Origin of the sequence: Mesorhizobium sp. M1D.F.Ca.ET.231.01.1.1 (assembly GCF_003999155.2) — a bacterium.
In the GTDB taxonomy this organism is placed as follows: domain Bacteria; phylum Pseudomonadota; class Alphaproteobacteria; order Rhizobiales; family Rhizobiaceae; genus Mesorhizobium.
In genome coordinates, this window is record NZ_RZOZ02000006.1 from 145,271 (window position 1) to 156,757 (window position 11,487).

Genomic DNA, 11,487 nt, shown 5'->3' on the forward strand with positions numbered 1-11,487 from the left:
TCGGCCAATACGCCGGCAAAAGACGGTAACAGGCTGCGACACTTGCGCAATTTGCCCTGCCCCCGGTCGGCTTTCTCAGCCGTGCCAAGTCTGGTACCAGCGGGCCGGTTTACTGGCAGTATTTGAGGCCGACATGCAGTTCATCGATCTTGGCGCGCAGCGCGAACGAATCCGCGACCGGCTGAAGGCCGCGATCGACAAGGTGGTCGAGGACGGCCGTTACATCCTCGGGCCCCAGGTCACCGAATTCGAGAACAAGCTCGCGGCTTACGTCGGCGTCAAGCATGTGGTGGCCTGCGCCAACGGCACCGATGCGCTGCTTCTGCCGCTGTTTGCCGCCGGCATCGGCCCGGGCGACGCCGTGTTCGTGCCGAGCTTCACCTTCGCCGCGACGGCCGAAGTGGTGGCGCTCGCCAAGGCCGAGCCGGTCTTCGTCGACGTCGATCCCGACACCTACAATATCGACATCGCCAGCCTCGAGGCGGCGATCGACATGATCAAGAAGGAAGGCCGGCTGAAGCCGAAGGCGATCATCCCGGTCGACCTGTTCGGTCTCTCCGCCGACTACGAGGCGATCATGGCGATCGCCAAGCGCGAGAACCTGCTGGTGATCGAGGACGCCGCCCAGTCGATGGGCGGCTCGGCCGATGGCCAATCGATCGGCGGTTCCGCCGACGCCAAGATGTGCGGCGCCTTCGGCCATGTCGGCTCGACCAGCTTCTATCCGGCGAAGCCGCTCGGCTGCTACGGCGACGGCGGCGCGATGTTCACCAATGACGCAGCGCTGGCCGACAAGCTGCGCTCCTTCGCCTTCCACGGCAAGGGCGAGACCCAGTACGACAACATCCGCGTCGGCATCAATTCGCGCCTCGACACGCTGCAGGCGGCGATCCTGATCGAGAAGCTTGCCATTCTCGAAGAGGAGATGGTGGCGCGGCAAGCGGTCGCCGACCGCTATGCCAAAGGACTTGGCGACATCGTCAAGGCATCGCGCAATCTGGGCCACGGCCGCTCGGCCTGGGCGCAGTACGCCATCGAGACGCCGAAGCGCGACGGGCTGAAGGGCCATCTCGGCGAAAAAGGCATCCCGTCGGTCATCTATTATGTGAAGCCGCTGCACGAGCAGATCGCCTATCGCGACTACCCGCGCGCGCCGACCGGTCTTGCCGTTTCGGAAAAGCTGCCGAAGCAGATCCTCTGCCTTCCCATGCACGCCTATCTCAGCGAAGCCGACCAAGACAAGATCATCGAGACGATCCGCAATTATATCGGCTCGAACTCGGCGCATGTCGCGGCGGCCTGAGCATCTCAGGCAGGCGCGCTCTTCCCACTCGCAATGAAATGCGGATTGGCGAAATCGCTGTCGTTCGCCTGGTTGCGCTTGCCGTAGACGAGCGGCTCGCCGTCCAGCGTGCGCGTCATTCCGCCGGCGGCGCGCAGCACGGCGTCGCCGGCCGCCGTGTCCCATTCCATGGTGCGGCCGAAGCGCGGGTAGACGTCGGCCTCGGCGGCGGCGAGCAGGCAGAATTTCAGCGAAGAGCCGATCGAGACGATCTCGGCGGCGCCGAGGTCGCGGATGAAGGCCTCGGTCTCCGGCGTGTTGTGCGAGCGGCTGGCGACGACGGCGAGCGGCGAGCCCCCTGCACGCACCGTGATGGGCCGACGTTCGGTGATGCGAAACTCAGCGTCGACCTCGATCGCTTCCGCCTTGCCCGGCCGGCCGGAGAAGAAACGTCCGGTGCAGGGCGCAAAGACGACGCCGACTTCCGGCACGCCGTGGCGCACCAGCGCGATGTTGACGGTGAAATCGGTGCGGCGATTGACGAATTCCTTGGTGCCGTCGAGCGGATCGATGAGGAAGAAGGCGGCGTCGAGGTCGGGCGTGGCGATGCCCGCCGCAACCTCCTCCTCGGCCACGCAAGGGATGTCCGGATAAGCGGCGCGCAGGCCGGCCAGGATGATCTTCTCGCTTTCGCGGTCAGCCTCCGTCACCGGCGAAGAGTCGGACTTCTCATCGACGGCGCAGCCTTCGTGGAAGACGCGCATCACCTCGCGGCCGGCCTCGAGCGCCAGACGCTCGAAGACGGCGAGCATCGTTTCGTCGTCAGATACCGCCGCCATTGTCATACTGCTCTTCGGCAATGTCGCGCTCGGTCAGCCAGTGTTCCAGGGCTTCCGCCATCTCCTGCGGGCTCCTGCCGAGAGTCTCGAGGTGGATTTCGGGATTCTCCGGCGCCTCATAGGGAGAATCGACGCCGGTGAAGTTCTTGATCTCGCCGCTCAGGGCGCGCGCGTAAAGGCCCTTCGGGTCGCGGCGGGCGCATTCCTCGAAGGGCGTGTCGACGAACACCTCGACGAATTCGCCCTCGCCCATCAACTCGCGCGCCATGCGCCGCTCGGCGCTGAAGGGCGAGATGAAGGAGACGATGACGATCAGGCCGGCATCGGCCATCAGCTTGGCCACTTCGGCGACGCGGCGGATGTTCTCGACGCGATCCGCGTCGGTGAAGCCGAGATCGCGATTGAGGCCGTGGCGGACATTGTCGCCGTCGAGGATGTAGGTGTGGCGCCCGGACGCGAACAGCTTCCTTTCGAAGAGATTCGCGATGGTCGACTTGCCCGAGCCGGACAGGCCGGTGAACCAGAACACCGCCGGGCGCTGGTTCTTGAGGTCGGAGCGGCCGCGCTTGCCGACATCGAGCGATTGCCAGTGGATGTTTTCGGCGCGGCGCAGCGAATGCAGGATCATGCCGGCGCCGACGGTGGCGTTGCTGATGCGATCTATCAGGATGAAGGCGCCGGTCGTGCGGTTCTCGGCGAAGGGATCGAAGGCGATCGGCGCCCGGGTCGACAGGTTGCAGACGCCGACCTCGTTGAGGTCGAGCGACTTTGCCGCCTCATGCGCGAAATCGTTGACGTTGACGCGGTATTTGAGCTCGGTGACGGTGGCGCTGACCTGATCGGTCTCGGTGCGCAGGATATAGGAGCGGCCGGGCAGCAGCGCCTGCTCGTCGAACCAGACGATGTTGGCGGCGAACTGGTCGGCGACCTGCGGACGTGCGGCCGGCGACACCAGCATGTTGCCGCGCGACACCTCAACCTCATCCTCGAGGACGAGCGTGATGGCTTGGCCGGCGACGGCCTGCTCGAGATCGCCGCCATGCGCGACAATGCGCCTGACGCGCGAGGCCCTGCCCGACTTGGCGACCACGACCTCGTCGCCCTGCGAAACCGTGCCCGAAGCGATGGTGCCGGCAAAACCGCGGAAGTCGAGGTTCGGCCGGTTCACATATTGGACCGGAAAGCGGAACGGCAGCTCGACGGCCGCCTCGTCGACGGACACGATTTCCAGATGCTCGATCAGCGACGGTCCGGAATACCAGGGCGAGCGCTCGGAACGGCTGGTGACGTTGTCGCCGAAGCGCGCCGACATCGGGATCGGAACGATGCTCGCGAAGCCCAGCCCCTTCGCGAAGTCGCCGTAGTCCGCCACGATCTTGTCGAACACGGTCTTGTCGAAGCCGACGAGGTCGATCTTGTTGACGGCAAGCACGATGTGGCGGATGCCGAGCAGCGAGGCGATGATGGAATGGCGCCGGGTCTGGCGCAGCACGCCCTGGCGCGCATCGATCAGCACGATGGCGAGATCGGCGGTCGAGGCGCCCGTCGCCATGTTGCGCGTGTACTGCTCGTGGCCGGGCGTGTCGGCGACGATGAACTTGCGCTTCGGCGTGGCGAAGAAGCGGTAGGCGACGTCGATGGTGATGCCCTGCTCGCGCTCGGCCTCCAGCCCGTCGACGAGCAGCGCGAAGTCGATGTCGTCGCCGGTGGTGCCATGCTTGCGAGAGTCATTCTCCAGCGCGGCGAGTTGATCCTCGAAAATCTGCTTGGTGTCGGAAAGCAGCCGGCCGATCAGCGTCGACTTGCCGTCGTCGACCGAACCGCAGGTAAGGAAGCGCAGCAGCGACTTCTTCTCCTGCGAAGCCATGTAGTCGCGGATCGAGTCTGTAGGGGCGAGGCTCTTGGCCATGATGTGGCGCATCGTCAGAAATACCCCTCGCGCTTCTTCTTTTCCATGGACCCTGCCTCGTCGCGGTCGATGAGGCGGCCCTGGCGTTCGGAGGTGCGGGCGGTCAGCATCTCGCCGACGATGGCCTCAAGCGTGTCGGCGTCCGATTCGATGGCGCCCGTCAGCGGATAGCAGCCCAGCGTGCGGAAGCGTACGAGACGGTTCTCGACCGTCTCGCCGGGGCGAAGCTGCATGCGGTCATCGTCCTTCATGATCAGCATGCCGTCGCGTTCGACAACCGGGCGCTCCTTGGCGAAATAGAGCGGCACGATCGGGATGTTCTCCTGCAAGATATACTGCCAGATGTCGAGCTCGGTCCAGTTGGACAGCGGAAAGACGCGGATCGATTCACCCGGCGCGATGCGGGTATTGAAGATCTTCCACATTTCCGGCCGCTGGTTCTTCGGGTCCCAGGCGTGCTGCGCATTGCGGAAGGAAAAGATGCGCTCCTTGGCGCGCGACTTCTCCTCGTCGCGGCGGGCGCCGCCGAAGGCGGCGTCGAAGCCGTATTTGTCGAGCGCCTGGCGCAGCGCAACCGTCTTCATCACATGAGTATGGGTATTCGAGCCGTGATCGAACGGGTTGATGCCGTCGCGTACGCCGTCTTCGTTGACATGGACGAGCAGGTCGAAGCCGAGCTTCTGCGCCATCTGATCGCGAAAGGCGATCATTTCGCGAAACTTCCAGGTCGTGTCGACATGCAGGAAGGGAAACGGCGGCTTGGCCGGATAAAAGGCCTTCATCGCCAGATGCATCAGCACGGAGGAATCCTTGCCGACCGAGTAGAGCATCACAGGCTTGGAGAAAGAGGCCGCGACCTCACGGAAGATGTGGATGGATTCGGCCTCGAGCCGCTGCAGGTGAGTGAGCGCGATATTCATGGACTATTGAGCGTTCTTTCGTGCCGGCCAGGCCTTGCAGCAGCGGTTGGCGCGGTTTCCTAAAACAGCCCGTCAAGCCCTGGACACTTCTCGCGGGCGTTCTAGCAGATCGCCATCGCCCATAACAATGCAAGACCCGCGCCGGGCATAGCGGTTTGGGAATGAATTTTCCAAGTGAGCCTGATAAGTCGGAAAATTCTCCCAGACAAGCTGAGCAATTGAAAGGGGCCGAACAACCTGTTTGCTTCGATCGGCCAGATTGACTTCCAGGAGTTTTCGTCCAGACCGCCGATTTTTGGCAGACATCCGTCGGTCGCCCTATCGGAGACCGGAGCCAGCCGCTATACCGGCGCGGGAACGGGGCGAGGCGCGGTAGAACGGGATCGGTCGGGGCAGTTGTTAGAAGCCTGGCGGGTCTGCGCACAACCTGGAAGATTGCGAAGCAAGGCATTGAACCCGTTTACATCGTTCCGGCGCCACCTCACGCCGACACAGATCAACATCTATTTCTCGATCGTCTGCTTCTTTTCGCCGCCTGTACTGGGGTCGGTAGTGAGCTTCGTCTTCAATGGCGGCGCGCTCTGGTCGGTGTTTCTGCTCGCCTTCGGGCGGCGGCAGCTCAACATCGACCGGGCCATGCTCGCCGTGACTGCGGCGATCTGTGCCTATTGCGCGGCCCTGGTGCTTGCTTCGGCCGTCAACGGTGCGCTCGGGGCGGATCTGAAATATTTCCTGCCGCTGATCACCTTGCTGTTCTTCCCGATCTCCTATTCGACCTGGAGCATCACGGACAAGGTGAGCCTTGCGCGCATCGCCGTACTCGCAAGCGCCGCGGCCTGCTGCGGCGCGCTGGCGCTCGCCATCGTCCAGTACAGCTGGATCGGCACCAGGGCCGAGGGCGGCGCCGGAAATGCGATCGTGTTCGCGACCGTCACGTGCCTTGGCGTCATGACGTGCCTTGCCGGCGCGCTTGCGGGAATCGTGAAGGGCTGGAAGCTGCCGGCCGCCGCGGCGCTCGCGGGAACGATGGCTATCCTTCTTTCGGGGTCGCGCATCATCTGGCTTGCCCTGCCGATCGCCGCCATCGCCGTCGTCGTGATCAATCGCCGCAGGTTCGCCAGCGCCAATCTGATGCGCGTGGCGCTGATCGCGGGCGCGGCCTGCCTGGTGATCGCGGCCATCGGCTTCCCCGTCATCATGGATCGCACCGATTTCCTGTTCAGCGACTGGAACGCGCTCACCACCAAGGGCGACCACTCGACGGCGCTCGGCCTGCGCGTGGCGATGTGGGAAATCGGAGTCGGCGCGTTTCGCGAAATGCCGATTTTCGGCCATGGCGTCTCGGGCAGCCGGGCGCTGATGAAACAGGGTTTTCACGATCAATTCGGCATGGACGCAGGTTACAACCATTATCACAACGGCTTTCTGACCGCGGCGGTGCAGGCCGGTTTGCTGGGGGCGCTGGCGCTGGCGGCGATCTTCATCGTCGCGGCCCGGAACGCGGCAAGGGTGCTGCGCCTCAGCGCCGATCCGGTGGAGCGGTTTGGTGCGACAATGATCATTGTCACCGTCATCACCTATCTCGTCGGCGGGCTGACCGGCATCGTGGTCGGCCAGGACCTTCTCGATTCGACACTGATGGTGTTCCTGGTTTCCGGAACCTATCTGGCCTGCGGACGAACGGTGCCGCCGACCGGCAAGGGCGCGGTTGCTATCCCGTCAACCTCCGGCCGGGAATCATGAAGGTTCTGGTTACCGGCGCGACTGGCTTCATCGGGCGGCGGGTCGTCGGCAGGCTGCAGGAGGGCGGATTCGACGTGCGGGTCGCCTCGCGCCAGCCGGAAAGGCTGCCGGCCGCGGACGATGCCGTCCGGCTGCCCGGCGTCGATGCCGCCGACGAAGCCTTTGTGGCGCTGATGCGCGATGTGACGCATGTCGTTCACTGCGCGGCGCTCAACAACGACCGTCGTGCCAGCGACGCCGACTGCCAGGCCGTCAACGCAACGCTGACCGGGCGGCTGGCCAGGGCGGCAGCAGCCTGTGCCGGCGGGCGTTTTGTCTACCTCTCCTCGATCCGCGCCGTCGCCGGTCCCCGCTTCAGCGGCACGATCAGCGAAACAACGCCCCCTGCCCCGCAATGCGCTTATGGCCGCTCCAAGGGGGAAGGCGAGGTCAGGATGCTCGAAGCCTATGCCTCGGCGGATCGGGCTGGAGCGACGGCGCTGCGCCTGCCGCCGGTTTATGGGGAAGGCATGAAGGGAAACCTGCGCGGGCTGATGCGGGTCGCCGCCACCGCCTTGCCACTGCCTGCAGGCCTTCTCACGGGAGTTCGCTCGTTGCTGTCGCAGGACGCGGTGGCCGGCGCCGTGGCGCATCTTTTGACCCGCCCCACGCCGCCGCGCCCGACCTATGTCTTGGCCGATGCTTCCCCAGTTGCGATGTCCGAGGTCATCACCGCGTTCCGGCGCGGATACGGCGTTCCAGCCCGCTTTCTTGCCGTGCCGGCCTGGCCGTTCCGGCGGGTGGCCATGCTGCTTGGCAGACAAGCATCGTACGAAGCCTGGATGGCGACACAGATTTGTGACCCGTCACCGCTGATTTCAGAGGGCTGGATGCCCGAGGCCGATACGCTCGGCCGGCTGGAGAAACTGGCGCGACAGAAGGCCGGTCAGACCCGGTAGAGTGTCCCCAGCAATATCCTGAGGTCGAAGCCGATCGAAGCGGCCTTCAGATAAGCGGCATCGGTCTCGGCGCAGAGTTTGGGGTCGGACATGTCGATACCCTTGATTTGCGCCAGCCCGGTCATGCCCGGAAGCGCCGCCAGCACGCCCAGCCGCTGCCGGTGTCCGATCAACTCCGTCTGCGTCGGCAGGCATGGACGGGGCCCGACAAGGCTCATCTCGCCCTCGAGCACGTTCCAGAGTTGCGGCAGTTCGTCGATCTTGGTCGCGCGCAGCACCTTGCCGACCGCGGTGACCGAGCCGGCAGGCGCCTCGTGGGTGGGCAGGGCGGGGGTGTCCCGATGCATCGTGCGCAGCTTGCGGCAGGCAAAGACAGCGCCCTCCCGCCCGACGCGCGGCTGCGAAAAAACGGCCGGTCCGGGCGATGTCGCCCTGATCGCCAGCATGGCGACCAGCACGATCGGCGACGTCAGCGCCAGCATCACGGCCGCGATAATCAGGTCGAAAGCGCGTTTTGCCGTCACGGCTCAGATACGCTGCCAGAGAAAGGCGAGATAGAGCCCGAGCGTCCCCATCAGGGTCTGCCGGTAGACACCGCTTTTGCCGAGCAGGCTGAAGCGCCTGAAAGCACTGCCCTTGCGCGCCATGATGAACAGGCGAAGGCAAAGTGCCGCATCGCGTGTGACGAGGTCGCGGTTGACCGCTAGGCCCCTGAGATTGCTGTCCGTCCAAGTGGCGAACTGGCCCTGGAACAGACGCCCGAGCCTTGAAAGCCTCGCGCTCCACGAGACGTTGGCGCCGACCAGGTTTGCCGCATGCTGCCGGTACCTGACCAGCGGCCGCGGCTCGTAGCGGACCTTGCCGCCGGCGGCGGTGACGATGAGATAGGCCCACCAGTCATGGCTGACGAATTCGGTTCTCGCCGAAGCCTTCGCTAGAAGGTCGCGCGCCGCGCGGTTGAAGAGCATGGTGTTGCCGCCGGCGATGCTCTGCACCAGCGCGTTGCGGAAGGACGGCGGGCGGCGGAACAGCGGCGAATGGCCGGCCGGGACGCCGGTCTCGGAAATGGTCGCCGTGCGCGAGCAGAACAGGAGCGGCGTTGCCATTTCCTCTCCCTCCATCCAGCGAATGGCGCTCTCCAGCCGGTCCGGCTCCCAGACATCGTCCTGGTCGCAAAAGGCATAGTAATCGGCATCGATGCGCGGATCGATGACCATCGAGCGGAAGTTGGCGGCGAAGCCCTTTTGCGGACCCTGCACCAGCGTAAGGGAACCCTTGCTCCAGCGGGACCGCCACGCCTCGACGATTGCGGGCGTGGCGTCCGTCGAGCCGTCGTCGGAGACCCAGAGATCAACATGAGGCCAGGATTGCGCGAGCAAGGATCCCAATTGCTCGTCGATGAATGCCGCGCCGTCCCTCGTGCCCATGAGAACGGCCACGCGCTGATCTCTTCCTGTCACGGCCTCAAAACTCGCTGGGCATTCGAACAAGCTTCAATAGCCAATTGCTGGCGGGCGGCACAGGCCTAAAGCGCATAGTGGGCTTCAAGTTTTTGATCTTACGCATGTCTTTGTCCGAAACCGGTTTCCACTTTCGGGAGACATGCTTCAAGTTTTTGATTTTACGCCTGTCTTTGTCCCGAAACCGGTTTCCGCTTTCGGGAGACATGCTCAACCGACCTGTCCGGCCGTTTTCGGCACCGCCCGCTCGGACGCGCCGCCAATGTCGTCCTCCGCCCGGTAGAGCCCGGCCAGAATCGCAAGCGCCGCGGCCTTGTCCTGGTCATGCATGGCGGCCACCAGCGCCGGCAGCGCGGCTTCGATCCTCGGCCATTGCGCGACGTCGGTCCTGAGGCCGAAGATCTTGGCGATGTCGAGCTTGACGACCTCTTCGCCCTCGCCATGCAGCGTCTCGTGCAGCTTCTCGCCTGGCCTGATGCCGGTGAAGCGGATCGGAATGTCGGTATAGGGGCTCTTGCCGGCCATGCGGATCATGGTCTCGGCGACTTCGAGGATCGGCACCGGCTTGCCCATGTCGAGCATATAGATGGCGTAGTCGTCCCTGCCCTGGCGCTGCTCGGCATCGGCGGCCGACATGATGACGAGATCGACGGCCTCGGCCACCGTCATGAAATAGCGCGTCATGCGCCGGTCGGTGATGGTGACCGGCCCGCCGGCCTCGATCTGCGCCTGGAAGATGGTCGCCACCGAGCCGTTGGAGCCGAAGACATTGCCGAAGCGCACGGCAATGAATTTGGTGCCTGGGACGCCGCCATGGTGGCCGTTCAGCCCGCCGGTATAGAAGGGCGGCGGCGCGGCATGGGTTTCATGCAGCGAGGATACGATCTGCTCGGCCGCCCGTTTGGTGACGCCAAGCACGGAGCTCGGATCGACGGCCTTGTCGCTGGAAATCAAAAGGAACTGCGGCACCCCGCATTCGGCCGCGACCTCGGCGCAGGCGAGCGTGCCGAAGACATTCGTCTCGATCGCCGCTTCCCAGTTCTCTTCCAGCAGCGGCACATGCTTCAGCGCCGCGGCGTGAAAGATGATCGAGGGTTTGAACTCGCTGACGAGGCGCATCATGTGAGCCCGGTCGGTGACGTCGACGATGCGGCTGGCCAGCCGGTCGCGGTCTCTTTCCTCGATCAGCTGATCGAGCTGGAAAATGCCGAATTCGGAATTGTCGGCCACCAGCACCGCCTCGGCGCCGAGCTCCAACGAGCGCTTCACCAGGACACGGCCGATGGAGCCGGCGCCGCCGGTGACCAGCACGCGCTTGCCGCCGACGAAGGCGCCGATGCGCGCCGTGTCGGTGGCGACCGCCGAACGGCGCATGATGGTTTCCATCTCGACCGCATCGAGAACCAGCTTGCCGCCCTGCCCCAGTTCCGAAAGGCCGGAAAACTGCACGACGGCGATGCCGCTGTGGCGGGCGACGCGCACCAGCTCGGCATAATCCTCGATCTCGCGCTCGACCCCCTTGCCGAAGATCAGCAGGTCGAGGTTTTCCGTGCCGTTGACATACTCTTCCAGCACTTCGACCAGGCGCGGCATGAGCGCCACGACCGGAACGCCCTGGATCTGGGTGCCGAGCGGCGCGTCGCTCTCGGTCGCCATGATGCCGGCGATGGCGTATTCGGCCGGCACGGCCGTGCGGGTGAAGCGGACGATCACGTCGGCCTCGCTCAGCCGGCCGATGAACAGCGCCTGCTTGATCGGCGCGTCGCCGGGAGCGCGGCGCAGGATGCGCCAGGACGCGCCGTCGCGGAGGAAGCGATAGTAAAGCCTGGGCGCCGAAATGATGGTGAAGGAAACCAGGAAGAAGACGATGAACTGGCGCTCGTTGAGCCCGGCGACCGGCTGGAAAAAGGAGCGGAAGGCAATCGAGGCCAAATAAAGGACGACGGTCAGGCTGCCGCAGCCCTTCAGGATGTTGAAGAAATCGGGCGTGGAAGCAAAGCGCCACACAGTGTTGTAGAGGCCGCAATAGCGAAACAGCAGATGGGCAGTGAGCACGATGAGCACCCAGCAGGCCAACCCGCCGTAAGAGAACGCGTCGAAGGAAAGCCGCGACTGCGATAGGATGAGGCTAAGCGCCACCGAAGCCAGGACCATGACAAGGTCCTGCATCATGATGATGGCGCGCCGCATCTTCGGTCGGATGCCCGATACGGCTTCTACGTATGCGGTCATTGGGTGGTACTGAACTCCAGGCGCGGGAATATGACTACCAGAATAGCGCCGGATCGACCATCGTCGTCCGCCACGACTCCAGATTGCAATCCCCAACCCCGTCACCCGGTTACCGCATTAGCGCGGAGTTCGGGGGACCGCCAGAGGTTTTTTGGGGCGGGAGG

Annotated in this window: 9 protein-coding genes; 3 read left to right on the forward strand and 6 right to left on the reverse strand. The window is 64.6% G+C overall.

Annotation, left to right across the window (positions count from 1 at the left end):
- Nucleotides 1–133 precede the first annotated feature (133 nt).
- Nucleotides 134–1,303, forward strand: coding sequence for a DegT/DnrJ/EryC1/StrS aminotransferase family protein (locus EN874_RS17925; RefSeq protein ID WP_127426290.1), 1,170 nt, complete (start codon nucleotides 134–136; stop codon nucleotides 1,301–1,303).
- A 5-nt stretch (nucleotides 1,304–1,308) separates the two neighbouring features.
- On the opposite strand, the gene cysQ is transcribed toward EN874_RS17925, so the two are convergent.
- From cysQ to cysD, 3 genes are read right to left on the reverse strand one after another with little or no spacing between them, the layout of a single operon-like run.
- A complete protein-coding gene (gene cysQ / locus EN874_RS17930; RefSeq protein WP_168247534.1) occupies nucleotides 1,309–2,094 on the reverse strand; it encodes a 3'(2'),5'-bisphosphate nucleotidase CysQ in 786 nt (261 codons plus the stop codon).
- A gap of 10 nt (nucleotides 2,095–2,104) precedes the next feature.
- Entirely contained in the window at nucleotides 2,105–4,042 is a 1,938-nt protein-coding gene (gene cysN / locus EN874_RS17935) for a sulfate adenylyltransferase subunit CysN (protein ID WP_168247523.1), read from the reverse strand.
- Nucleotides 4,043–4,044: 2 nt separating this feature from the next.
- On the reverse strand, nucleotides 4,045–4,950 hold the full coding sequence (gene cysD / locus EN874_RS17940; protein ID WP_127426293.1) for a sulfate adenylyltransferase subunit CysD: 906 nt from the start codon (nucleotides 4,948–4,950) through the stop codon (nucleotides 4,045–4,047).
- Between the two features lie 450 nt (nucleotides 4,951–5,400).
- Between cysD and EN874_RS17945 the strand changes: the two genes are divergently transcribed.
- Nucleotides 5,401–6,693, forward strand: a complete 1,293-nt coding sequence (locus tag EN874_RS17945; RefSeq protein WP_127426294.1) for an O-antigen ligase family protein — start codon at nucleotides 5,401–5,403, stop codon at nucleotides 6,691–6,693.
- A complete protein-coding gene (locus EN874_RS17950) occupies nucleotides 6,690–7,631 on the forward strand; it encodes an NAD-dependent epimerase/dehydratase family protein (protein WP_127426295.1) in 942 nt (313 codons plus the stop codon). Before EN874_RS17945 ends, EN874_RS17950 begins: the two co-directional genes overlap by 4 nt.
- Here the strand turns inward: EN874_RS17950 and EN874_RS17955 are convergent.
- The 3 genes from EN874_RS17955 to EN874_RS17965 all read right to left on the reverse strand — a co-directional run bounded on the left by EN874_RS17955 (nucleotide 7,619) and on the right by EN874_RS17965 (nucleotide 11,323).
- Complete coding sequence (locus EN874_RS17955) at nucleotides 7,619–8,113, reverse strand: sugar transferase (protein WP_127426470.1); 495 nt, start codon at nucleotides 8,111–8,113, stop codon at nucleotides 7,619–7,621. The genes EN874_RS17950 and EN874_RS17955 overlap by 13 nt on opposite strands.
- A 45-nt stretch (nucleotides 8,114–8,158) precedes the next feature.
- On the reverse strand, nucleotides 8,159–9,070 hold the full coding sequence (locus tag EN874_RS17960) for a glycosyltransferase family 2 protein (RefSeq protein WP_245513608.1): 912 nt from the start codon (nucleotides 9,068–9,070) through the stop codon (nucleotides 8,159–8,161).
- A gap of 231 nt (nucleotides 9,071–9,301) precedes the next feature.
- Nucleotides 9,302–11,323, reverse strand: coding sequence for a nucleoside-diphosphate sugar epimerase/dehydratase (locus EN874_RS17965; RefSeq protein WP_168247524.1), 2,022 nt, complete (start codon nucleotides 11,321–11,323; stop codon nucleotides 9,302–9,304).
- Nucleotides 11,324–11,487: the final 164 nt, after the last annotated feature.